The 24016-nt window shown below is 35.2% G+C and carries 27 protein-coding genes and 1 pseudogene; 13 read left to right on the top strand and 15 right to left on the bottom strand.

Annotated features, from left to right (window positions below; translation table 11 throughout):
- The first annotated feature begins 6 nt into the window (after positions 1-6).
- Complete coding sequence (locus tag ACTJJ9_RS05835) at positions 7-648, top strand: ThuA domain-containing protein (protein ID WP_412962406.1); 642 nt, start codon at positions 7-9, stop codon at positions 646-648.
- A gap of 61 nt (positions 649-709) precedes the next feature.
- Here the strand turns inward: ACTJJ9_RS05835 and ACTJJ9_RS05830 are convergent, their stop codons facing one another.
- Positions 710-2023, bottom strand: coding sequence for a protoglobin domain-containing protein (locus ACTJJ9_RS05830; protein WP_440768524.1), 1314 nt, complete (start codon positions 2021-2023; stop codon positions 710-712).
- A gap of 143 nt (positions 2024-2166) precedes the next feature.
- On the opposite strand from ACTJJ9_RS05830, the gene ACTJJ9_RS05825 reads away from it, so the two are divergent.
- Positions 2167-2370, top strand: coding sequence for a hypothetical protein (locus ACTJJ9_RS05825; protein ID WP_440768523.1), 204 nt, complete (start codon positions 2167-2169; stop codon positions 2368-2370).
- On the top strand, positions 2351-2668 hold the full coding sequence (locus tag ACTJJ9_RS05820) for a YbjQ family protein (RefSeq protein WP_440768522.1): 318 nt from the start codon (positions 2351-2353) through the stop codon (positions 2666-2668). Before ACTJJ9_RS05825 ends, ACTJJ9_RS05820 begins: the two co-directional genes overlap by 20 nt.
- Positions 2669-2823: 155 nt before the next feature.
- Here ACTJJ9_RS05820 and ACTJJ9_RS05815 read toward each other — a convergent pair whose 3' ends face one another.
- Both ACTJJ9_RS05815 and ACTJJ9_RS05810 read right to left on the bottom strand, forming a co-directional pair.
- Complete coding sequence (locus tag ACTJJ9_RS05815; protein ID WP_267905727.1) at positions 2824-2958, bottom strand: hypothetical protein; 135 nt, start codon at positions 2956-2958, stop codon at positions 2824-2826.
- Positions 2959-3156: 198 nt separating this feature from the next.
- Positions 3157-3375 carry an alpha/beta-type small acid-soluble spore protein gene (locus ACTJJ9_RS05810; RefSeq protein WP_095301020.1) on the bottom strand — a complete coding sequence of 73 codons (219 nt, stop codon included), beginning with the start codon at positions 3373-3375 and terminating at the stop codon, positions 3157-3159.
- A gap of 285 nt (positions 3376-3660) precedes the next feature.
- Here ACTJJ9_RS05810 and ACTJJ9_RS05805 point away from each other — a divergent pair, with 285 nt between their 5' ends.
- Positions 3661-3903, top strand: coding sequence for a hypothetical protein (locus tag ACTJJ9_RS05805; protein ID WP_095301019.1), 243 nt, complete (start codon positions 3661-3663; stop codon positions 3901-3903).
- Positions 3904-3944: 41 nt separating this feature from the next.
- Here ACTJJ9_RS05805 and ACTJJ9_RS05800 read toward each other — a convergent pair whose 3' ends face one another.
- The 7 genes from ACTJJ9_RS05800 to ACTJJ9_RS05770 form a co-directional block, all read right to left on the bottom strand.
- Positions 3945-5054, bottom strand: coding sequence for an ABC transporter ATP-binding protein (locus tag ACTJJ9_RS05800; RefSeq protein WP_095301018.1), 1110 nt, complete (start codon positions 5052-5054; stop codon positions 3945-3947).
- 202 nt (positions 5055-5256) lie between these two features.
- The gene (locus ACTJJ9_RS05795) at positions 5257-6156 is read right to left on the bottom strand and encodes a helix-turn-helix domain-containing protein (RefSeq protein ID WP_170944379.1); all 900 of its coding nucleotides are present in this window, start codon (positions 6154-6156) and stop codon (positions 5257-5259) included.
- A gap of 173 nt (positions 6157-6329) precedes the next feature.
- Positions 6330-6518, bottom strand: a complete 189-nt coding sequence (locus tag ACTJJ9_RS05790) for a hypothetical protein (protein WP_145583418.1) — start codon at positions 6516-6518, stop codon at positions 6330-6332.
- A gap of 47 nt (positions 6519-6565) precedes the next feature.
- Positions 6566-7618, bottom strand: coding sequence for a YheC/YheD family protein (locus tag ACTJJ9_RS05785; RefSeq protein WP_170944378.1), 1053 nt, complete (start codon positions 7616-7618; stop codon positions 6566-6568).
- Positions 7605-8972, bottom strand: coding sequence for a YheC/YheD family endospore coat-associated protein (locus ACTJJ9_RS05780; RefSeq protein ID WP_440768521.1), 1368 nt, complete (start codon positions 8970-8972; stop codon positions 7605-7607). Before ACTJJ9_RS05780 ends, ACTJJ9_RS05785 begins: the two co-directional genes overlap by 14 nt.
- A complete protein-coding gene (locus ACTJJ9_RS05775) occupies positions 8965-10062 on the bottom strand; it encodes a YheC/YheD family endospore coat-associated protein (RefSeq protein WP_440768520.1) in 1098 nt (365 codons plus the stop codon). The genes ACTJJ9_RS05780 and ACTJJ9_RS05775 overlap by 8 nt, the downstream gene beginning before the upstream one ends.
- Before the next feature lie 47 nt (positions 10063-10109).
- Positions 10110-11468 (bottom strand): YheC/YheD family endospore coat-associated protein, encoded by a 1359-nt coding sequence (locus tag ACTJJ9_RS05770; RefSeq protein WP_440768519.1) that lies wholly within the window; start codon positions 11466-11468, stop codon positions 10110-10112.
- Between the two features lie 234 nt (positions 11469-11702).
- On the opposite strand from ACTJJ9_RS05770, the gene ACTJJ9_RS05765 reads away from it, so the two are divergent.
- Both ACTJJ9_RS05765 and ACTJJ9_RS05760 read left to right on the top strand, forming a co-directional pair.
- A complete protein-coding gene (locus tag ACTJJ9_RS05765; RefSeq protein ID WP_095301011.1) occupies positions 11703-12050 on the top strand; it encodes a YlbF family regulator in 348 nt (115 codons plus the stop codon).
- 151 nt (positions 12051-12201) lie between these two features.
- Positions 12202-13062 carry a Cof-type HAD-IIB family hydrolase gene (locus ACTJJ9_RS05760; protein WP_440768518.1) on the top strand — a complete coding sequence of 287 codons (861 nt, stop codon included), beginning with the start codon at positions 12202-12204 and terminating at the stop codon, positions 13060-13062.
- Between the two features lie 44 nt (positions 13063-13106).
- Here the strand turns inward: ACTJJ9_RS05760 and ACTJJ9_RS05755 are convergent, their stop codons facing one another.
- Both ACTJJ9_RS05755 and ACTJJ9_RS05750 read right to left on the bottom strand, forming a co-directional pair.
- A complete protein-coding gene (locus tag ACTJJ9_RS05755) occupies positions 13107-13667 on the bottom strand; it encodes a hypothetical protein (protein WP_440768517.1) in 561 nt (186 codons plus the stop codon).
- Between the two features lie 248 nt (positions 13668-13915).
- A complete protein-coding gene (locus ACTJJ9_RS05750) occupies positions 13916-14458 on the bottom strand; it encodes a hypothetical protein (protein WP_095301008.1) in 543 nt (180 codons plus the stop codon).
- Positions 14459-14537: 79 nt separating this feature from the next.
- Here ACTJJ9_RS05750 and ACTJJ9_RS05745 point away from each other — a divergent pair, with 79 nt between their 5' ends.
- Positions 14538-15452, top strand: coding sequence for a phosphatidate cytidylyltransferase (locus ACTJJ9_RS05745; RefSeq protein WP_440768516.1), 915 nt, complete (start codon positions 14538-14540; stop codon positions 15450-15452).
- Positions 15453-15586: 134 nt separating this feature from the next.
- Here the strand turns inward: ACTJJ9_RS05745 and ACTJJ9_RS05740 are convergent, their stop codons facing one another.
- Positions 15587-15916: a hypothetical protein gene (locus ACTJJ9_RS05740; protein WP_095301006.1), complete on the bottom strand. Its 330-nt coding sequence runs from the start codon at positions 15914-15916 to the stop codon at positions 15587-15589.
- Positions 15917-16042: 126 nt separating this feature from the next.
- On the opposite strand from ACTJJ9_RS05740, the pseudogene ACTJJ9_RS05735 reads away from it, so the two are divergent.
- The 3 genes and pseudogenes from ACTJJ9_RS05735 to ACTJJ9_RS05725 all read left to right on the top strand — a co-directional run bounded on the left by ACTJJ9_RS05735 (position 16043) and on the right by ACTJJ9_RS05725 (position 18857).
- Positions 16043-16303 (top strand): annotated as a pseudogene (locus ACTJJ9_RS05735) (winged helix-turn-helix transcriptional regulator).
- 93 nt (positions 16304-16396) lie between these two features.
- Positions 16397-17887, top strand: coding sequence for a coproporphyrinogen III oxidase (locus ACTJJ9_RS05730; protein ID WP_440768515.1), 1491 nt, complete (start codon positions 16397-16399; stop codon positions 17885-17887).
- A gap of 193 nt (positions 17888-18080) precedes the next feature.
- On the top strand, positions 18081-18857 hold the full coding sequence (locus ACTJJ9_RS05725) for an enoyl-CoA hydratase (protein WP_440768514.1): 777 nt from the start codon (positions 18081-18083) through the stop codon (positions 18855-18857).
- A 404-nt stretch (positions 18858-19261) separates the two neighbouring features.
- Here the strand turns inward: ACTJJ9_RS05725 and ACTJJ9_RS05720 are convergent, their stop codons facing one another.
- Complete coding sequence (locus tag ACTJJ9_RS05720) at positions 19262-19441, bottom strand: hypothetical protein (RefSeq protein WP_440768513.1); 180 nt, start codon at positions 19439-19441, stop codon at positions 19262-19264.
- Positions 19442-19993, bottom strand: a complete 552-nt coding sequence (locus ACTJJ9_RS05715) for a GNAT family N-acetyltransferase (protein WP_095301000.1) — start codon at positions 19991-19993, stop codon at positions 19442-19444.
- 259 nt (positions 19994-20252) lie between these two features.
- On the opposite strand from ACTJJ9_RS05715, the gene ACTJJ9_RS05710 reads away from it, so the two are divergent.
- The 3 genes from ACTJJ9_RS05710 (at position 20253) to ACTJJ9_RS05700 (ending at position 24014) form a co-directional block, all read left to right on the top strand.
- Complete coding sequence (locus ACTJJ9_RS05710; RefSeq protein WP_440768512.1) at positions 20253-21152, top strand: ABC transporter ATP-binding protein; 900 nt, start codon at positions 20253-20255, stop codon at positions 21150-21152.
- Positions 21145-22398: an ABC transporter permease gene (locus tag ACTJJ9_RS05705; RefSeq protein WP_440768511.1), complete on the top strand. Its 1254-nt coding sequence runs from the start codon at positions 21145-21147 to the stop codon at positions 22396-22398. Before ACTJJ9_RS05710 ends, ACTJJ9_RS05705 begins: the two co-directional genes overlap by 8 nt.
- A gap of 380 nt (positions 22399-22778) precedes the next feature.
- Positions 22779-24014, top strand: coding sequence for a metallophosphoesterase family protein (locus ACTJJ9_RS05700; protein WP_440768510.1), 1236 nt, complete (start codon positions 22779-22781; stop codon positions 24012-24014).
- The last annotated feature ends 2 nt before the right edge of the window (positions 24015-24016 follow it).

The raw sequence follows: 24016 nt of genomic DNA, 5'->3' as shown, positions 1-24016 counted from the left end.
GAGGAGATGACAAAACGAATTGTCGCAGTATTAGGAGATTATTATCATGATGCTGAGCTTTCAAAGAATGCGCTACAATTAGCAGTTCAGCAAATAAATGATGTTGAGGTTGAATACAGGACTGTACAGGAACTAAATAGCTGCTTGAAACAAGCGCCTGATGCAGTCGTTCTCTTTGCAGAAAATCGTTTAAACCCTCAGGATGAGATCATTAATACGTGGATGGATGAGCAAATTGCTAAAAATATTTCTCAATATGTCCGTTCAGGTGGTGGATGGCTCGCATGGCATTCAGGTCTTGCCGGATATGAAATAGTTGAGGAGTACGTTGAGATGACACATGGTTATTTTGAGTACCATCCAAAACAGCATGAAATGGTAACATACTCATTTGATCAGAACAGTGAGTTTTTTCAAAAAGGGGAATTTGCTTTTCTTGATGAGCATTATTTTGTTAAATGTGATGAAGAAAAGACAAATGTTTTTTTAACCTCTACATCTGTTGATGGGAAATCAATTGCTGGCTGGCATCATCAATTTGGGAACGGAAGAGTTGTCTGCTTAACACCTGCACATTTAAAAGAGGGATTGGATCATCCCGTTTTAGTACAGCTTTTAGCTGATTCGATGAAACGAATTATTTCTTAAACGAGAAACGCTCTAATTATAGTTGGTTAACCATTGATTAGAGCGTTCCCTTTTGAATACATTATATATTTTTTGCAAGCTCTTTTAAGCTCTCGGAAGTTTCAGCAATTTGAATAATCGATGTAGATACATCATCCATCACAGCGGATATATTTGTTATTTCAGTCTTTGCATGTTCACTTTGTTTTTTAGAATTGTTCATCATTTCTAAAATTGTATCAAAAAACGAATTCATCTCATTCATTTGTGCGGAGCCTTTAGTTGATAGGTCAGCGACATGGTTAATTGATTCGGACATACTATCAATTTGTGTATGAATCGTTGAAATTAAATTTGATACACCTTGTACAGATTTTTTTGTTTCCTCTGCAAGCTTTCTCACTTCACTGGCAACGACGGCAAACCCTTTTCCATATTCTCCAGCACGTGCAGATTCAATTGCAGCATTTAGAGCAAGTAAATTCGTTTGCTCTGCAATTGACGTAACAATTGCTACAACATCATTTATCTTTTCCGAAGTTTGTTCCAACACTTTCATTTGCTTTAAAATTTGGCTTGTATTTGATTCAATAAATGTCATGATTTCATTTTGCTTTTCTAAATCCTTTTTACCGCTAAGTGCTTGATTTTCTGCAGAAGCAGCTACCTGATGGTCACCAATTGCGTTATAGGCAACTTCTTTTGATTTCGCAAGGAGCTCTTGGACAGAAGAGCTTGTTTCCTCACTTGCGCTTGCAAGGTTCAAGGCGAGCTGGTTAACCTCTAAACGGATCTTTTCCTTTTCAGACTCGTTTTCTCTTCGAATTGATTCATATTCTTTATCATATGCTTCGAGAACGATTTGTTGCTCAAGACTAAATAGTTTTGTACAGCTTTGAATGGCATTGAGTAGCTCAAGTTTTGTTTGGAAATGAGGCTCAATGGCTTCGATAATTTTTGATAATAATGGTTGGAACGCTGCCATATACCACTTAGCCTCAAGGCCGATTTTGACATGAATATGAGCAATTCTGCGAATACGTGCAACATCCTCTTGTGTAAATTGACCATTGAACAGTTTTATGAAATGTTTGGATAAAGTTGTTTTTAATTTATCAACAGAACTATACGTATTAATGATTGTTATGAGTGCTTGCTCTGATTCAAAGGATGCATAGAAGGCATTAACAATCTCGTCTATTTTCTCCTCGATATAAGGCTTTAGCTTATAAGAAATGAAAAGATCCTCTTTTGTTAAACTGATCATTTGAATTTGCCTTTGCAAGGAAGGCTCATCAATTTGTAAGACGATCTGCTGCAATAAAGTTTGCTCATCCTCAGTTGAACGAGTTGCTGTTAAATTTTTTTTGTTTTTTTGAAACGAAATAATCCCCATAGACTTATGCTCCCTTAAAATGATGTTAGTGATAATTATATCGGCAAAATTTCACGATTTTAAATCCCTTTGGCAAAAAAAGTAATTAGCGATATTTTTTTGCTTAGTTGTTATGATGGGAGTGAGGGGAAAGGAGGTTGCAGATGGAGAGAATAAAAAAAATTAGTATGATGACTGCAGTCTTCACTCAAATTTTAGGAATTATCTTTTTATTTGTTCAAGTGAAAATAGCTCTTTGTTTATTTTTACTGTATGGAATTTCTTTATTTGTGTTGTTTTTAGTGCTTATTAAACAAAGGCTGGATGAGAAAAGGGAGGATGAACAAAATGATTATCGTAACTACTGAAGCTGTACCAGGTAAAGCAACGAAGGAATATAAGGGCTTTGTGAAGGGAAGTACGGTGCAATCAAAGCATATCGGAAAAGACATTATGGCGGGGTTAAAGACAATTGTAGGGGGAGAGCTAACAGAATACACGGAAATGATGGAAGAGGCACGAAAGAAGGCAATCGCAAGAATGGTTGACGATGCAAAAGCAAAAGGTGCGAATGCGATAGTATGTATGAGACTAGAATCATCTTCCGTGATGCAAAATGCTTCAGAAATTATTGCATACGGTACTGCTGTTTATGTTGAGGAATAATCATAAATCTTCTGTTCGTTTAGAGGCTTGGGATATTCCAAGCCTTTTTATATATTGCTTTAATTTATCGCTATAGGATGAGTAAAAAAGAAAAGAAATGTTGAACAGGATATAGAAGGTATATGATTTTGAAGAAAAAGGGAGAAGGGAAGAAGCTATTTCAGTTCATCATCGTGCTTTTTTTGTACCTCCCAATAATAAAGCTGTGGAAAACGGATGTGCACAACATATTCATGGAATAACGTAAACCCAACAAACCCAACCAACTTCCAATCGATTGCATCAAACATGTAATCCGCTCCTTTACCTCAAATTTCTTAAAACAGATTAAGCATTTAAATGACCATATATTATGGAAAATAACTATTTCCAATAATATATGGTCATATAAACTTGTTTGATACTTGTTATTCACATGAATCCTACATTTATATAAAAAATGAAAAGACCGGCTTTGTGCCGGTCTTTATAGCCATTATATGAAGTTATTATCGTTGTGAAAAACCGCTCATTGATTGTTGAGCCATTGATACTAAACGTTTTGTGATTTCTCCACCTACAGAACCGTTGGCGCGAGAAGTAGTTTCAGCTCCAAGGTTTACACCGAATTCAGAAGCAATTTCAAGTTTCATTTGGTCAATTGCTTGAGATGCTCCAGGAACTAAAAGTTGATTAGACGAATTGCTGTTTGAACTGTTTTGTGCCATCTGTCATTCATCTCCTCATATAGTTTTAATGGTTGGGTTAATTGGATTTGCACCAATTTTATGAATCCCTTAAAGGTTCATAGCCTTCTCGGCTTAACCCATTGATTAATTGAATGGAAGTTTTATATTCCGTTGTTATTAAGTATTATGGATCGTTTTTTTTTATCTATACAAAAAATAATAGGTAAATTTTTCATTTCTTCTCACTTGAAATTACCTTTATACATAATAGATGAAGATTTAGAGAATCTAATGATATGAAGGAAATAAAAGGGGTTGGAAGAAATGGATTTATGTCCATTATGTAACGGTCTAGAGAGTCGAATCATCCAATGTCCAAATTGTCAGACGATCATGGAGGATAAAGGGAAGGTAACAGATTATCTCGATGATTATAGCGCATATATGGATATTGATATGATGAAGCTTTTTGATGGGGAGCAAAATTCATTAGAAGAACATGAATGTATCCATTATTTTTATTGTTCTTCATGTGAGCATGAGGAAGTAAATGCAATTAAGGAATAACAAAAAAGGTCTGACCTTATTGTCAGACCCTTTCCTATATATTATTCACCAGCTGGGCGAATTCTGCTTTCTGTTTCAGTATCGAAGAAGTGAGCTTTGTTCATGTCTAATGCTAATTCAAGTGCTTGACCTGGTTTGATGTCAGTACGTGAATCAACACGTGCAACGAATGTTTGACCGTCAATTTCTGAGTAAAGCATCGTTTCAGCACCCATTAATTCAGCAACTTCGATCTTAGCGTTTACCTTTGTACCTTGGCTAGCTTCGATGAATACTGGCTCATCATGGATATCCTCAGGACGTACACCCATTAATACTTCTTTGTTTACGTAGCCTTGTTCGCGAAGATATTTCATTTTTCCTTCTGGAACTGCTACAGAAGTATTACCAATTGTAAATTTACCATCTAATAATTTACCAGTGAAGAAGTTCATAGCAGGTGAACCGATGAATCCACCAACGAATGCATTCTCAGGCTTGTCATATACTTCTTTCGGTGAACCAACTTGTTGAATAATACCATCCTTAAGAACTACAAGGCGAGTTGCCATTGTCATCGCTTCAGTTTGGTCATGTGTTACGTAAATTGTTGTTGTTTGTAAGCGTTGGTGTAATTTTGTGATTTCCGCACGCATTTGTACACGAAGCTTAGCATCAAGGTTTGATAAAGGTTCATCCATTAAGAATACCTTTGCATCACGAACGATTGCACGACCTAATGCAACACGCTGACGTTGACCACCTGAAAGAGCTTTTGGTTTACGTTGTAAGTATTGTTCAAGACCAAGAATTTTAGCAGCTTCATTTACACGACGGTCAATTTCATCCTTTGGTAATTTACGAAGCTTTAATCCGAATGCCATATTATCATAAACGTTCATATGTGGATAAAGAGCGTAGTTTTGGAATACCATCGCGATATCACGATCTTTAGGAGCTACATCGTTCATACGTTTTCCGTCGATATAGAAATCACCTTTTGAAATTTCCTCTAATCCAGCAACCATACGAAGTGTAGTTGATTTACCGCAACCAGAAGGACCAACGAATACGATAAACTCTTTATCTTGAATATGAAGATTAAAATCTTCAACTGCTGTTACTTTGTTATCATAAATTTTATAAATATGCTCTAATTTTAACTCTGCCATCTTAATTCCTCCTCAATTTTGAAAGCGTTTTTCATAGGTTCATTGTAAGGGATTTCAATTGAAGAAGTAAACGTACAAGTTGCACGAAAAAAAATGGGCTCTTTTGTGCAATTTGTAAACCCTTTCTGAATGGACAGGAATTTAGTACATTTGACTAACGATTTATCCCGGTTTAATAAAAGCCTTAAGCTAAAAGTCCGAATTAATCACGTTGATGTCTTACAAGAATGATAGCTAAAAAGATAAAAGCAGCATTGGAGAAGGTTCGTATATCTAATCCGGTTTTTTCGAGAAGCTTTTCCAAGCGATATTGAAAACTATTCCGGTGGATGAATAATCGTTTAGCAGTAGATGAAGCATTTAAGTTTGCTTGTAAAAAAGCCTCGATCGTTTGTAGTGTTTCTTGTTCATTTAATGCCTCGATTAATTGATTTGATAATATGTCCTTTTGAATGCTTGTTGGTGATTGCATAATGAGCAAGGGCAGCGCTTCATAAAAGGTTAAAGCTTTCTCCTGAATTGCTGAGCGGTATAAGCTTTGAAAGCACTTTTGTTCCAATGTGAATTTTTCTTTCAGAGCCGCATCATTTTTTTGTAATTGTCCAACATATAGATAAGTTTCTACATATAGATCAGTTGTTAAAGTACCACATAAATCCTTGATCATTTCAACATCAACTGTTATCGATGGTTTTTCCTCAATAATAATCCCATTAGAATAACTAAGCCAGATAATGAGTTCTGAATTTATAATTCCTTTAATCGCCTCTTCGAAATTTTGTTTATCGTCGATTGGTCGTTTTAAATAAAAATAATAAAATCGAACCGTCGCCTGATTGGTAGGGAGAGGTGCTTGATTTTGCTCAGCTTGAAACAAATAGTTATACCATTTACGCTCATTTGTCGTATATGTATCCTCAAAGGTTGGAGTTACTTGCTGAAATAACGTGATTAATAAGTCTCGTTCCTTTTCAGTTAAGGCTGTTTTTAAAATGCCAAATATTTGACCGAGGTCAGTTCGAAACCATTCGTAGTTTGTATCTGTTACGTTATTATCTAATGTCATAGCATCCTTGTAATGCTGCTTAAGATTTTCTAGCATATTTGTTTCTCCTTTTGCTGCAATCAGTGTTTTATTCATTTAAATAGCATAAATTTGTGTCGAATGTGTAAAAATTAGCTTGCTTACTTTTATTATAGAAAAGAAAGAGATGCCATTAAAGAAAATTTTTAGAAATAAAAAGACCGCAACTGGTGCAGTCTTCAAAATCAATGCTATTCTACAAAATGCGGTGGTTCCTCTTTTGTTATTTCCGTTGTTTCACCGATATTTGTCGAGTTCTCTCTCATATGAACAGAACCACCTGATAAGCCTTCATTAATGATTCGATCAATATCTAAATATGCTTTATCCTTACCTTCATAATTTAAATCTTGTTTGACTGGTTCATTTTTTTTTGCCAATTACATAACCCCCCTTATAAAAATAGATTTTGCGAAAGGGAGGCTGTTCATTCATCAATTTTAGGCTCAGCAGCTAATGCGACAAACAATTTGGATAGACGTTTTATTCTTTCTATTTGGATATCTTGTTCATCAAACTTCATCGGCTTTGAGTTTACTTCAAATAAAATCGGCTCATAATCTCTCGTTAGCCCAATGTCCATTGAAAATTCTCCAACAAAGCCATAAAACGATGATAAGCTTTGCCCGATTTGTTCTGCTAGCGATTTTAGAGTGTCTTCGTTAAGCCTATGTTTTATTTCATCAACAGAAATGATATGACCACCATGGGGTACATGTGTCATAATCGAATCTTGTGCTGCTTTCCTGACGCCAATCCCAGTTATCGTATGTTTCCCACGATTATATAAGCAATGAATTCTTAAATCATATTTGCACCTATCAATCGTATCCGTATGGATTTCCTCTTGAATTAAGTACTGCTTTTTTTCGCATATTTTCTTTATAAGAGAGACAAATTCATAATGAAGGTAGTTTGTTTTTTTGCTTCCATGATAAACCGTGAAATAGGTGCCATTAGCAGCAAGCTTGTAAATTCCCTTTCCTTTATAGCCCTGTACGGGTTTTATAAACAGCGTTTGATAGATAGACAGCTTTTTTAGTAAATCCTCCATTGACGTATACGGCCACGTTTTTGGTAGAAATGGTTGTAACGTCCTAATGCTTGAAAGAAGTGTATAGCATTCTATTTTATTGAAAAAACAAGGGTTAAAGAAATATCTGTTTTTTTTCTTATATAATTCCTTAAGCCTTAAGAAGGAAGGATTCGATTCCTCTGCACGGGAGGAAATTCGGTTGTAAATTAAGTCAGGATAAGGAAAATGTTGCCTTCTCCATTTATTTTGACCTTCATAAAACATGTAACCAGTAATCGAATCTTGTTGAATCCCTTCTAGTAAAAATAAAAATAAGCTTCCCCCATTACTAGTCATTTCCTTTTGTAAGTCTTTGAAAAAAGCTATGTCACCAAGAAAGGTTTCCTCTTTGCTACCTTTACTAACAAGAAGTCCAACTAGAGGGGCAGGCTTAGCGTTGCTCATTTTGTAATTCCTCTGGTGAAAAAATTGATTTTTTGAACAAAAATAGACCATATTCAAAGGAGGCCTTTCGTGAAAGAAAATCAGCTTCCTTTAATTCCGGGTGCGAGAAAATCGAGCGTCCTGGCTTTGAATTTGCTTCAAACATCCAAACAGAGCCATTTTGGTCAATTCCTAAATCAAAGCCTAATTCACCAATAAACCCTTGTAACTTTTCATCGATGCTTTGACTTAAGATAATCGCCGCTTCTGTTAAGTCATGATAAGCTTTAATTCTTTCTCTAGGATCAACATAAATTTCCTCAAGTGTTTTAACGACACCGCCATTATTTAAGTGGGTTGTAACACTTCCTCTTCCAGCAACCTTAGCAGCAATGGCTGTTACCTTCCATTCACCATGGACATCTTTATTCGTATGAACTCTAAAGTCGATTGGCTTTTGGTCTAAGCGAATAAGCTTAATACCTTGCTGAGCTAAATAACTAGATAATCGATTATCCTTAAAAGAAGCCTTTAGAAAGTGTTCAAGTGAAGGGTACTTTCGCAACCTGTTTTTTTCTTCATCACGAAATCTCGAATAATAAACATTATCCTCTCGAGAATACATCAATTGATATACTCCTAAACCTAAGCTACCATTTGCCGGTTTTAAATAGATGCTCTGGTAATCTGCGAGCATTTCTTCAATTTGACTAATAGATGGAGGATGGATTGTTGCAGGTAAATAGCTGGTCGTTTTCTTGTCTTTGATAAGTAGCTGATGAATGTCCCATTTATTGAAAAATCCAGGGTTATACCAAGGGATTGAGTAGTCTTCCGTTAGTCGCTTTTTCACTAGCTTTAATGCTTGGTGATTTTCAATTCTCCGGTTTGGCAATCGATCATACACTACGTTTGGAAAGGGGAGGGTGATTTGCTTCCATCCGCTTTTTCCATAAACAAACCCGTCAATTGTGCCATCCTCCCAATTTATATGGTGTGCACCAAATACAAATGAATAAAGGCCAACAGTTTGATCTAACGATAATAATTTTGCAAAAAATAAAGAGCGTTCTCCGATTGGTCGAATTTCTGATGATGTGAATCCTGCAGTAAATATTCCGATTAGAGGTCCTAAATACAATATCCCATCATGATAAATCAGGCGTGTATTTCCGCTTTTAGGTAGCATTAGCTCTTTAAATGTAGCTGATGGTAAAATAATACTTGATTTTAAATCATCACGATAATGGATCTCACAAGGAAGAATGATTGTACCAAAAGAGATAGATGTAATTTTCCCATATTTTTTTAATAGTGTCGGTAATTGTATGAAATGATGCTGTGTTGTTGTTTGAATTGTATAGATTTCATCCATTTAGGTTAACTCCTTTAACCTGAGATTTACTGATTAAATATTGACAATAGGCTAGAGGTGCTTCGTAAAGTCGATCAGCTAATTTCGGATTTGTTTCAATAATCGTTTTTCGGCCGGGCTTAGAATTAATATCTAAAATCCAGACAGAGCCATCTTGGGCATACCCGATATCGATTCCTAATTCGAATAAATGATGAAATTTCCTTTCTAACAATGGAGGTAAGTGGTCAACAATCGTTTTTAGTTCATCCTCAAGCAAAATTCGTTGTCTGTCTGTTAAATCTAAGGAAAAGCGTTCGTAGGATAAACTATCACCACCGCTAAATAAATTGGAAAGAAAGGAGCCAGAATAGCCCCTTCTAATTCCTTTGCCGAGTAATTCCCAATTTCCTTGATGATTTTTTTGAACAAATAATCGGATATCAAAAGGATAGCCACTTGTATCATGAAGCGGGAGTAATGGTTGTAGTAGATAAGGTCTTTGTTCAATTAATTTCTCACACCATAATATAAAATCCTTTATTGTGTTGAATTGTTTTGTTTTTTTATCGCGACCATGGTGGTAATGAATTTTAATAATCTTTGAATCATAAAAAACCGCGATGATTCCTGCACCACGTGAACCAGTCCTTGGCTTTAGTATACAGGATGAATGTTTTTTCAAATGCTTCATCATCTCGTCTGGATGTTTTAACATAACCGTATGTGGAAGGTAGCTGTTTATTGTTGAATCCGTGTTGAGAGCTTTATAAATTGCCCATTTATCTGGTAAACCAATCCCTAAAAAGGAGGTTTCTCGATATTTTTTAAGCCAATCAACAATAGGCTTGCTTTTTTGCCTCGCCTCTTTTCTGTGAAAAAAGCAGCGATCGTAAATGTATTTCGGAATTGGAAACATTGCTTCCTTCCAGCTGTTAGTTTCGACATCGAACTTCTCACCATTGATTAGTAGTGTTACGGGATCTATTGATGTTGGCTCAAATCGAACACAATCAATCGAATAGCTGGAACTGCGTTTAGCTACTTCTGTTAAATACGTATTTTCATGCTTAATTTGAACAACTAAAAAGCCTAAAGTTACTTGGTTCAATAATGGTCACTCCAATCAATCGTCCTTTTCCACATTTCAAGTACCTATTAATCAAAAAACTGTGTTAAAAATAAGCAATAATTCAATATACCTCTTGCAGAGGGCCGGATTTTTCCATTAGTATGATCGTCATTTGACTTTGAAGGCTTTGTGTTTACCTCAAGTATCCATGGATGACCATTTTCATCAATTGCGAGATCAATACCGAATTCTCCGTATTCCCCTCCCGCATACGTGTAAAGTGTTTGAACAATCTCTAAAGAAAGCTCTGTTAAGATTTTACGGAGATTCCTCGCTTCCTTTTTTGAAAATAATTCTTCAAGAACATTCTTTAATGGAAGGAGCTCGCCACCTCTTGCTAAATTGGAAACAATTTGATTGCTCCCTGAAACTCTTGCAACTGCAGATGAAACAGACCAAGCTTGATAATTCTTTTTATGACATAAAATTCTAAAATCTAATGTGCGATTTTTATATTTTTTCAGTTGGATTGTTTCCTGAAGAAGGAACTGTTCTTTTTTTAATCTAGGATATAACGTTTTATAAAGTTGGATAAATGATTCGTATTCATTTGTTAGCTCACCAGAAAAGGTTGTAAAGTCAAGGTGAAAGGAACGGTCCTCCATTTCCTTTACTCGAAATATCCGCTTCCCGAGACTGCCGTAAATCGGTTTAACAAAAAGATCCTTTTTAACGCTAAGCATATGCTCAAACTCTTGCCTAGATTCTAACAACTTACTTTCAGGTAAATACGGCAATAAATGATCAGCCGCTGATAAAATTTGATGGACCTCCCATTTATTTAAATACCGATTATTAAAGTAGGGGATATTTTTCGCAATTAAATCAGTAGTGACAAATAAAAATTGATTTGAATGTTCCCTTTTACGCGAGTGAATGCGATTGTGTACAACATCAGGGAAGGGGACAGTTGTTTTGTGCCATTTATTTTGAAAGAAGTAGTATCCTGTTACACGATCTTTTGAGTAACCAGATAAGGAAAATACATAAAACAAAATCCCTTTAGCCTCACATAACAGCGCCATCTCTTCACAGAAGCCATGTATAGTGCCAAAATGAACATGATCATCCTTATCGTTTATTTCTGTCAAAATTGCAATCGTCGGGCCTAAATGCAAAATGTGATGAGACATTTTTCCTTGGATTGTTAGATCGTGTGGTGGGAGATGTAACTTCTCACGAATATGAGTAGGTAATGTTAAGCAGAAGCGGTCCTCATTTATAAATACGAGTGGACATAGTTCAGTATGCATTCCACACTTAATTTTAAGTGAGCTTAACCGCTCTGATAATCCTAATTCCTTTCTAAGCTTATGACTCATTTCACAACGGTTCGATTGTGATGAATCATCTAGTGATATAATGTCAATCTGTTTTGCACTCAATAAAATCCCTCTTTTACTCACAATGCGGAATAACAAATGATAAATAGGCAATTTATCTATATGACATCGTATGTAATCGGAGAGGGAATGGGGACAGAACTTAGTTCCTTAATGAAAGAAAAGATGAAAAAATCATATTATGGAAATGAGGAATTAACGATGCATTTCTGTGAAACGTTTGTTATAGTAGAAAAAGAGCCTACATAGGTCCAAACTTGAAAGGAGGCTCATCATATGTCAAATAATTTATATGATGTTGCGTACGATTTAGAAAAAGCATTACGTGAAAGTGAAGATTTTAAAACGTTAAAAAAGCTTTATGATGAAGTTAATGCTGATGAATCAGCTAGCAAAATGTTTGAAAACTTCCGTAATATCCAACTAAATCTTCAACAAAAGCAAATGACTGGTGAAGAAATTACAGAGGAAGAAATTAACCAAGCACAAAAATCTGTTCAGCTTGTTCAACAGCATGAAAAAATCTCACAATTAATGGCAGCTGAGCAACGATTAAGCATGGTTGTTACTGAATTAAATAAAATTATCATGAAGCCGCTTGAAGAAATGTATGGCAGCTTATAAGGATAATGAAAGTATGAAAAGTAACAGAGTGGAGCGATTCCACTCTGTTTTTTCGTTTAAACTTCAAATCTCCTTCTGTTGTTCTAATTTTAAAAATAAGGACATAACCTCTTAATAGGATTTTTTGACATCTTTAGAAGGGGGAACCAAAGTGACACAATATCAATTACTTGCACTAAATATTGATGGTACTTTGCTTCGTTCGAATGGTCGCCTCCAGCCGTCAACGAAAGAAGCGATAGAGTATGTTAAGAATAAAGGGATATATATTACTCTTGTAACAAATCGGCATTTTCAATCGGCGAAAAAGCTTGCAAAGGCGTTAAAGCTAGATTCTTTATTAGTATCACATGGAGGAGCATTTATATCTGATAATTTAGATAATCCTTTCTATGAAAAAAGAATTAGTGAGGAAATGACATTTAATCTTGTTCAAGTCCTTGAAAATTTCAAATGTAATATTCGAATTGTCCAGGAGCGTTTTTCAATTGGTAATAAAACGAAGGTTGCCTCAAACCTATTAAGTAAATCCATTTTAAATACTTCTGATTCCATGTTCTATCCGGTGCAATTTGTTGATTCATTAGGAGATGCTTTACGAGATGAACCTGTAACAGCATTGAAAATTGATGTTCATTTTACAACAGATGAGGAAAAAGAGGAGGCTTCTCAAATTATAAGTGAAGCATTTGAGGGAATTGATGTTCACGTAAAATCAAAGAAAATTGAGATTGTAAAAAGAGGCGTGTCAAAAGAAAATGGCCTTCGTGTTTTAACAAACCATTTGAAAATCCCGATGGATAAGACCGTTGCTATCGGTGATGGAGAAGATGATATCGAAATGATTATTTCAGCTGGTTTAGGAGTAGCAATGTGGAATGCACCTTTTGAAGTAAAACGGGTTGCAGATTGGGTTACGCGCTCAAACAATGAACAAGGTGTTGCCTACATGATAAAAGAGCACTTTCGCAAGCAACAGCGTGAGGAGTTTTTACGGAAAATTAAAAATTAGTAGTACGAAAAGAGACTGTCTCATAAAGGGGGCAGTCTCTTTCATTATTCCTTTCTTTGAAGATTTGCGAAAAAACGAGTGAGCCAATAGGCAATAATTGCTATCACTACATCTATAAGAAATAGATAAAAATAATTCATCCCGTTAAAAAAGGTTAAAAGATTAAATGCTTTTGAAATAGGTGCAAAAATAAAGGCAAATATCATAGATAGAAGAATAACGTATAGATAAAAGTATTTACCGCGATTCGTGCAATATTGATAAACGAACATAAAAGCAACTGGTAATAAAACTGCTGTCACAGTTATGCCTACAGGTAGAAATGAACTAAGCGTATGTGGATGAATGAGGTAGTTCATTGATGATAAGACAGAATCAACATTTGACCACAGTACATGTACTGTGTAACCGAAAAAGCATATTTCAAATATCCGGTTACGGTCGATTTTTTTATAAAGAATGAGCAAAGGAATAATGACACAAATAAGATTAAACCAAAAATACCATGTGCCTATCCCTGAATAATCATGCCAATATTGTTGGATTAAATCGTTTAGCTTGTCCTTTTGCTCCATTATTTTATGTAATCGTTCATTTTCCTTCATGGTGAACCCCCTTACCTTTCAAGTCAATTTTATTTTTTTCGAAAGTGAGGGGAATTATTCGAATTGGGCAATAATAATTTAAATATTTGCATATGCCGTACTATATATATTTATTTATTTTGTTTTAGCTAATTTCAATCATTATCATTGAAAGAGGGTATAAAAAAATGCCTCATTTAAAAAGCTTAATGAGACATCGTTTTTTCCACAGGCGTTCGCCGCATTCTCTTTCAAAAAAGGAACTCAATCTATTTTATTGCATCATAGTCAAATAATTTTCCTTCATATACAAATTGTAATTCTTCGCATTTTCTAAAGTCATCAGGTGTTACTAGTGCAGGAAGCTTATCCCATAATCTGATTCCTGAACGATGAAGGACTTCAGCAACAAACTGTGAGCAAAAGTAGGAATTGCTAAATTCGACAGGTTCATTTAAAGAAACTCCAAGTACCCCAATGAGATTGTAAAGAAATTTCTTTTGATTTTTAATAAAAACATTCAGTACCCGCTTCATTTTGTCAACTTCGCGCTTTGTAACTTCTAATTTATAAATAACACAAGTTGTTTCAGGATATTTACTATATGTACCGGTGAAAATGTCTTCCTTTACAAACCCACCATTTAATGGGTTATTCGGGTTTTTTCTACCGAAGCTGTACATTTCCGTTAATTCAGCGTTAAACGAAATAGAGGCATGATTATATGGGGCCTTTGTATATTTCTTAATAGATTTTGTGAAAAGTGTCCCAGTATCGGTTAGTAAAATATAAACATAGATTTTCTGTGACATGTATAATCCCTCTTTAATATTCTTCCATTATATTCTATTCTTAGTATACAATAATTTTTAAATTGAGTAGGTGTGAATTTTGGTTAGTACTCTTTGGACTTTGGCAATTATTTTTCTTGCCTTATTAATTGTCACAATTGCAATATATGGAGTAAAAAGGAAAGAACCTAATAAAGATTTTACTGATGTGTCAATGAGGGTAAAAACATGGTGGGGGATGTTTGTCGTATTTGGGATGGCAACCCTCTTTACACAAACTGTCTCATTAATTTCACTTGCAGTGCTTTGTTTTTTTGCATTAAAAGAGTATTTTTCGATGATGAAAACGAGAAAGGCAGACCGTAGACTGTTTCTTTGGTCTTATTTGGCTATTCCTATCCAATTTTACTGGATTTATATTGGCTGGTATGGCATGTTTATTGTTTTTATTCCTGTCTATGTTTTTTTGTTTTTGCCATTACCGCGTTTATTAGGAAAAGGTACGAGCGGATTTTTGCGTTCTGTCAGCTCGACACAATGGGGCGTCATGCTCATGGTATTTGGTCTAAGCCACTTGGCATTTTTCCAAATAGCATCACCACAATATGGGGCAAATCTAGTACTCTTTCTCGTCGTTTTAACCCAAGTGAATGATGTAGCTCATCATTTTATATCTATTTATTTTGGGAAAAGAAAGGTTGTACCTTCAGCAAATCAGAATATTACGTGGGAGGGTTTTATTGGAGCGGTAATTATTACTGTACTTGTTGCCTATTTTATCTATCCACATTTAACACCCTTTAGTGTGAAAGCTGCATTGCTATCGGGCTTGCTTATTAGTATAACCGGCTTTTTTGGTAGCTTAACAATCTCAGTGTTAAAACGAGACCTACTATTAGGGAATGAAGAGAAGCGTCGTACAATCAAAGGAACATACTTAAATCGTGTCGACAGCTTAACCTATACGTCACCAGTCTTCTTACATGTTATAAGGTACTTTTTTGATTTTATGTGAAAATGGGGACAGAGGGTGGCTCAAAACCAAAGGTTCAGACCCCTCAAACATAATATATAGACTAATGATGAGATTTAGTTAACTATATACCGATGTTTGTTGGAGGGGTCAGACCCTTTTGAGTCCCACAACTATTATTCCTTGTATCTTAAGTATTGATAATTGTCTGTCGGAACGCTTTCAATTGTGTTTCCTTCTTCATCTTTGTAAACCTCATATTCTCGGTAGACCTCAACTGTGTAGCCTTCATCTTCAACTACGTCAACGAGTTTCGTTTCAAGCGAATAGATTTGATTATCCTCTTCACTTGATTGTTCATTTGTAGCATTTGTCGATACTTCTTCATCAGATAGCTCTGGAAAACTAGCAATTACATGTTGCTTTTCAAAAAAATTTGCCGAGTCAAAATAGCCAATAAATCCGATTGTTGCAACAATGATTAGAATAGGAGCAATTTTCTTCAAAATGGTGTAGCGCCTCCTGTAAACTTTAAACTTATAATCATTGTATGTTTGTCTACTAGAAAAATATGCTTAGTTGAAAGACTCAATAACAATTTTTCCGATTGTACTTCCTGTTTCTACCTTTTCATGCAAATGGAAAGGTGTCATTTTATATCATCTGTTCGATCACCAAAACGATTTGGTGAATTGAAAAAGCTAATGCCTGGTATTACTCAAAGAATCTTATCCCTTCAATTAAAAGAATTGGAGCAGGATGCTGTTATACAAAGATAGGTATTTCCTGAGGTTCCTCCGAAGGTCGAATACTCACTAACTGAGTTTGGAAAAACATTAGAAACTATTATTAGTGAAATGTATTTATGGGAGAGGCATATAAAACAAAAGTAAATGAACCAGCTTCTCCTAACATCTAACATTGACCTATAACGAATAACTTTTGTAAACTAAAAGGAGTTTTGATAAAAGTAAAGGTGAGAACAGATGAAAATATATATTAAAGGAATAGATGATGAACGTTTCCATAGGCTATTACGCTTAATTGGAAATTTATTTTTCGAAGAAACTGAACTCTGCTTTTCAGAAGGAGATGCCTCACTAGAAGCAGAGTTTTTCATTGAGGATAATGGAGAAAATGTTAAGATTAAAGGGATTTTACGTGTAGATGGGAAGGAGTATGCTGCGAGTAAAGATCAACAAATTGCAGCAGATCTAGAGGGGAAGGACCGCTTGCGAGTTGTGAAAAATACCCTTTCCTACGTATATTTAACCATTTTGCAGGAATATACAGGAATCATTCAAAAATGGGGAATATTAACGGGAATTCGCCCTACAAAGCTATATCATAAAAAACGGCGTGAAGGAATGTCTGAGCAAGACATTCATAAAATGTTTAAAGAAGAATATTTACTTTCTGATGAAAAAATTGACCTTATGAAGCAAATAGTCAATAGACAGCTGCAAACTGTCCCTGACCTTGATACATTATCGAATGAAGTCAGTATTTATATTGGAATTCCTTTTTGTCCAACAAAATGTGCCTACTGTACTTTTCCGGCGTATGCAATCAATGGACGTCAAGGCTCAGTGACATCCTTTTTGGGCGGCCTACACTATGAAATGCGCGAAATAGGCAACTGGCTAAAAAGCAAAGGAATTAAAATAACAACAGTATATTATGGTGGCGGAACACCAACGAGTATTACGGCTGAAGAAATGGATATGCTCTATGAAGAAATGGTGACATCCTTCCCAGATGTTGAAAAGATAAGGGAAATAACCGTTGAAGCTGGGAGACCAGATACGATTACAAAGGAAAAGCTCGATATTTTAAATAAATGGAAAATTGACAGAATCAGCATAAATCCACAGTCCTATATTCAAGGGACGCTTAAAGCAATTGGTCGCCATCATACCGTTGAAGAAACGATTGAAAAATTTAAGCTAGCAAGAGAAATGGGTATGAATAATATTAATATGGATTTAATTATTGGTTTACCAGGTGAAGGAATTGAGGAATTCGATTATTCATTGGCGGAATCTGCGAAATTAATGCCTGAATCATTAACTGTTCACACCCTATCCTTTAAACGTGCCTCTGAAATGACGAAAAACAAGCATAAATACAAGGTAGCAAGCCGCGAAGAAATCAGTGTTATGATGGACCATGCAGTAAAATGGACAAAAGACCATGGCTATGCTCCTTACTATTTATACCGGCAAAAAAATATATTAGGGAATCTAGAAAATGTCGGCTACGCGTTGGAAGGACAAGACAGCATTTATAATATAATGATAATGGAAGAACAGCAAACGATTATTGGCATCGGCTGTGGTGCTGCGAGCAAATTTGTCCATCCCGAAACAATGAAGATTACCCATTTTGCAAACCCAAAAGATCCTAAATCTTATAACGATGGATTTACACATTATACAGAAGAAAAAATAAAAATTTTAGAAGAATTATTTGTGTGAAGACTAGCTGATGCTAGTCTTTTTTTATACCAAAGCATGATTATCCTATGTAGTTATTCTGAGAAGTTTGTAAGGAGAACTATCGGAATGGTAACTCAAAGAGAGAAATGATAAACAAATCACTCCAAAAAGAAGGAATCCTATTTCATTGTTACGAAAGGTAAAGAGAAAACAAAAAAAGGGGTGGAAAGTTTTGAACTATGAAACGATTGAGCTTGTTAGAGATGGGGATGCTGCAACATTATTACTAAGCCGTGTGAATGCATTAAACGCAATGGATGTACAAATGCTTCAGGAATTAGAGAGTGCCTTAAAGGAGGTAGCTTCCTCTAACATACATATATTATGTATTGCTGGGAAAGGTCGCTCGTTTTCTGCTGGGGGTGATATAAAGACGATGCTATCAAGCGCCGATAATACAAATTACCACTCAATTATGGATACAATCAAATCAATCATTACGACGCTTTATACGATGCCAGCAATAACAGTTAGCTTTATTCATGGTGTTGCTGCTGGGCTTGGATTTAGTTTTGCTCTAGCCTGTGATTATGTAAAGCTTGAAAAAAATGCGAGAGTAGCGATGAATTTTATTAACATTGGACTTATCCCTGATGGAGGCGGTCATTTCTTTTTGAAGAAGAGAATTGGTGAGCATCGTGCGAAACAGCTTATTTGGAGTGGGGAGATAGTGAACTCAGAAAAAGCGTACAAGCTAGGTTTAGTTGATGATTTGTATGAAGGAGATCCGATAGAGCAAATTCAACTAATGAAAACACAGCTTCGCACACGTCCAATTCAAGCAATGATTGCCTCAAAAATGATTTATTGTAAGCAGGAGGAGCAAGCATTAAGGGAAATCCTTGAAGCCGAAACTAGCAAACAATTTGCGATGAGACAAACAGAGGATCATAAGGAAGGAGTTGCCGCATTTATTGAAAAGCGCAACCCGCAATTTTTTGGTCGTTAAGTTATTGGATACTATGTCGTGCTCTAAATTTCTTAGGTGTTATCCCGTTATATTTTTTGAAAATTTTTGTGAAGTAGCATTAGGCAGAAAATAGAAGCTGTGTACAAATCGTTGCAATTGGCAAATTTGTTAGCGATAATAAGTGCTTAGCTTCGTTAATTCTTTCGTTGAGGTCTAGCTTTTTTTGTATAGAAAGTAGTATATGAGTATACTTGTTTTTATGAATCAAGTCCGTATTGAGGTGCTTTTTCAAAAAAGCGTGCTTAATGACAAAGGAAATGGGATAACAATTGGCTTTGGTTAAAGCGAAAAAGACTCGTCAATTGACGGGTCTTTTGATTTTACTGTACTTGAGCTAACGAATATTCCATTAAATCTCCTTTTATAGAATAATAACGATTAAATCATTTTACTTTTTCTTTTCTTCCCATCTTATACAATATGTATCCTGTAATATATATTAACAAAATTAAAATTAAGGCACTTGTAAAATTATTTAGTCCGTAATTTTTCTCAACAGTGTCTAATACACCAGAGTAGATTCCTGCTAATACCGCGATTAAAAGAATTTTAGCCGGTCCCATTTAACTTCCTCCCCTTTTCCATTCGCTTGCTAAAATGCCATAAACGATATGGTCAACAAAATGGTCGTACAGCCATTCTGCTTGTCTAATCGTTCCTTCGTTTACAAACCTTAATCTTTCGGGAACACTTCTACTTTTTTTATTTTCCACAGCAGCACGTATCTCTACTTTATTTAGATGGAGGTGATTTATTGCATAGTCTGTTAATGCTTTCGCAACTTTCGTCATAATTCCATTTCCTTGATATTCTTCGCCTAGCCAATAACCGATATAAGCCGTTTTGTTAGACCAGTTTATGCTATTGAAGCCTGCTACTCCAACAATTTCTCCTTTGAATAAAATAACGGTATTTAAACTTTTATTCTCGGCATATTCTTTTAAACAGCCTTGAATAAAAGCTTTTGTATCCTCGAGCTTATTTGTGATGTCAAGCCAAGGCAACCATTCTCTTAAATATTTTCTTGATTTGTCAGTTAGCTCAAATACTCTTTCAGCATCATGTAATTCAATTAATTTTAATGAAATATCATCATCAACCTTATGTATGAACATAAATCTATCCCCCTAATTTGTTATTTGTTTTATTTTACTATAGATACCAAAAAATAGTATCTAAAAAATTCTCGACTGTATTTCTTTATCATGAGGCTCACCACCTACTGTGAAAAGCGATCACTGCACGAGGAAATCAACCAAAACGAAAACTAAAAAAACAACAAGGTTTACGAAAACAGCTAATAAGATACATTACGATGAAAATGAAACTTTTTGGAAACTCATTCGTATTGAAATAGTGGAAAGGAGAGATGAAATGAGCCTAATAATTAACGGGGTAACAAAAAGATTTGGGACACATACTGCAGTTGACAAGCTTTCGATTACGATTCCTGAGAGTGAAATTTTTGGATTTCTAGGGGCAAACGGAGCTGGTAAAACAACAACCTTTCGAATGATTTTAGGATTGTTAAACCCAACGGATGGGGAAATCAAGTGGAAAGGAAATAAAATTACATACAATGAAAGTGAAGAAATTGGCTACCTACCTGAGGAAAGGGGATTATATCCAAAGCTTAAGGTGAAGGAACAGCTTATCTATTTAGGCAGATTGAAGGGCATGACGAAACAAGAGGTACTTACTCAAATGAATCATTGGTTTGAAAGATTAAAGGTACCTGATTATACAAATAAGAAAATTGAAGAGCTTTCTAAAGGAAATCAGCAAAAAATTCAATTTGTCGCAGCGGTTATACACAAGCCGAAGCTGCTTATTTTAGACGAACCATTCAGTGGGTTAGATCCAGTAAATGTTGAGTTACTAAAGAAAGCTGTCGTCGAATTAAAAGAAGCAGGGACGTCTATCGTGTTTGCTAGTCACCGAATGGAGCATGTTGAAGAGTTATGCCAGCATTTGTGCATCATGCATCATGGTAAACCGGTTGTTCATGGTTCTCTTCGGGAAATTAAACGGGCATTTGGGAAGAAAAATGTCTTCATTCAAGGTGATTTTGAAATGGATTTTCTTGAAAACATACCAGGCGTGACTAAATTCAAAAAGACGTATGATGGTGTTGCGCTGCAAATTATGAATGAGGAAGTGGCAAGTACGATTTTCCATGAACTACAAAATAAAGGTTTTGTTCGTAAATTTGCTCTTGAAGAACCTTCATTAAACGATATTTTTATTGAGAAGGTAGGTGCTTCCTATGAATAAATTTTGGATCATGGTTGCACATACGTATTTAAGTAAAGTAAAAACGAAATCATTTATCTTTACTACGTTAATTATGTTATTACTCATTTACGGATTATCAAACATTGGCAATATTATCAACTTCTTTGATGATGAGCAAGACAAACAAACATTTGCTGTAATAGATGAGACAAATGAACTTTATCAAATGTTCGAGGCAAATCTGAAAGTAAGCGGGAATCCCTTTGATATCGAAAAGGCTAGCAAAACTGAGGAAGAACTTGATAAACAAGTGTTAGAGGAAGAATTAGATGGCATCATTATTTTAGAAAATGATGCTAGTAATTTACCTACTGCAACAGTTAAAACATTGTCTATGACTGATAGCTCTATTTTTATGCAGGTTGAGCAAGTACTTCAGCAAACAAAGCAGGAAATCGGGAGACAGAAGTTAGGTCTAGAGGCTGAGGAATTAAACCAATTGTTTACACCAGTCGAAATAAGCAAAGTTGCACTTGAAGATAATGCAAAAACCGAGGATGAGTTAAATCAAGCAAGGGTGCTTGTTTATGTCCTATTATTCTTTATTTATTTTTCAGTGATTCTCTATGCAAGTATGATTGCAACAGAGGTCGCAACAGAGAAATCTTCACGTGTAATGGAAATTTTAATTTCTAGTGTATCTCCTGTTAAACAAATGTTTGCTAAATTAATAGGTATCGGCTTACTAAGTTTAACGCAAATGTTGATCATCTTTGTCTCTGGTTTTGTGACCATTCGTTCTAAAATAGATGACCTAAGTGCGCTGACAGGTGGAGAGCTAGGATTTACTGATATCCCAGTTTCAACATTTGTCTATGCAGGAATTTACTTTATTTTAGGTTATTTCCTATTTGCAACATTAGCTGCATTCCTTGGCTCGCTAGTAAGTAGAATTGAGGATGTCCAACAATTGATTTCACCGATGATTTTCCTAATTGTTGGGGCATTTATGATCGCTATGTTTGGGTTATCAAATCCTGACACACCATTTATTACAATCAGTTCATATATACCGTTCTTTACACCAATGATCATGTTTTTACGGGTAGGAATGCTAAATATCCCTCCATGGGAAATCGCACTCTCGATCATTATCCTTGTAGCATCGATTACAGCATTGGCTATATTTGGAGCACGGGTTTACAAAGGTGGAGTCCTCATTTACGGAAAATCTTCTTCGTTTAAAGATTTAAAACGAGCATTAACAATGTCTAAAGATAAATAATAATAGGAAGAGGTGTACACATAATTAGTTTGTGTACACCTCTTTGTATTTTACAATTATTCCCTGTCTTAAATCTCCTCATTCTATATAATAATCTATTTCTAATCTCTCCTCAATTCGCATTCATATATCCCCGTTTTCGAAATTCCTTCCGCATATCCTCATAACAGCTAGATACAAAAAAGCGGAGAGAAAAGGGATTCTCATGCCAAGGCATAATGTATGCAAAAGACGAAAAAGAACGATTAATCTTATTATTTGATAGAGAACGTGCATTCGTATTTTATCAATGGTAAAATAAATGAAGGAAATTGTGGATATAATAAAAATTTATAAATGAAATGATCTAGCATCAGTAGATTTTTAAGGATGGGAAGAAAATGAGAGATTCGATAAAATTTATCCATGCGGCTGATTTGCATTTAGATAGTCCATTTGTTGGTTTAAAGCATTTGCCCCCAGAGTTGCTAGAAAAAATGAGAGAGAGTACCTTTTTGGCATTTTCTCGGCTTGTTACATTTGCAATTAATAAGCGAGTAGATTTTATTTTGCTGTCAGGTGATTTATATGATGAAGAGGATAGAAGCTTAAAAGCACAATTAAAATTAAAAAAAGAATTTGAAAGATTGGCTAATGCGAATATCGAAGTGTATGTTATCCATGGAAATCATGATCATATGGGAGGGAATTGGATCGAGCTATCCTGGCCGGAAAATATCCATATTTTTTCCTCTGAACAAGTGGAAATGAAAATCTTTGAAAAAAATGAACAACCTCTTGCTTATATTTACGGCTACAGCTACCCTTCACGTTCTGTACGGGAAAATATCACGGCAAAGTATCAAAAAGTGGATAATTCTTCTGTTTATCATATCGGTATGCTCCATGGCTCTATTGAAGGAAACGATGAACATGATGTTTATTGTCCCTTTAAGTTAACAGAGCTCATAGAGAAAAAATTTGATTATTGGGCATTAGGCCATATTCATAAGCGGCAACTATTACATGAGGACCCTGTGATTGCCTATCCAGGGAATATCCAAGGGAGACATCGAAAAGAGGCAGGGGAAAAGGGTTTTTATTTTGTTGATATGAAAGAAGATGCCCCTATTTTGACATTTGTTTCAGTTGAGGAAGTCATATGGGATAAAATACAAATTTCAATTGACACACATACGACGATGACTGATTTACTTCATGAATGCAGATTGTCTATAGAGCAACTACGCCAACGAGGAAAGCCAACGTTGCTAACGATTGAATTTATAGGAACAGGAAATCTAGCGGCAAATTTACATAGTCATGAAACATTACAGGATATGATGGATGATTTAAATGAAGAGGAGCATAGCAATCAACCCGTTATTTGGATTTATAAAATGACAAATCAAACATATCTTTATGAGGAAAATACTAAGCTTGAATCCTTTTTTAATGACCTGCATGAGTCTGTTGAACAATATGACGCTTTTAATGATGTTCTTCAACCACTTATGAGCCATCCATTATATAGACGCTATATTGATGAGTTTACTAGTGAGGAACAGCAGCAGCTTTTAAAGGAAGCGGAAAAGCTTTTGCGCCAGGAGATATTGCTGCAAAGTGAGGTGAAATAAGA

This window comes from Metabacillus sp. 22489 (assembly GCF_052044855.1).
In the GTDB taxonomy this organism is placed as follows: domain Bacteria; phylum Bacillota; class Bacilli; order Bacillales; family Bacillaceae; genus Metabacillus; species Metabacillus niabensis.
Note: the sequence above shows the minus strand (reverse complement) of the source record. Positions and strands in the feature narration are given on the sequence as shown.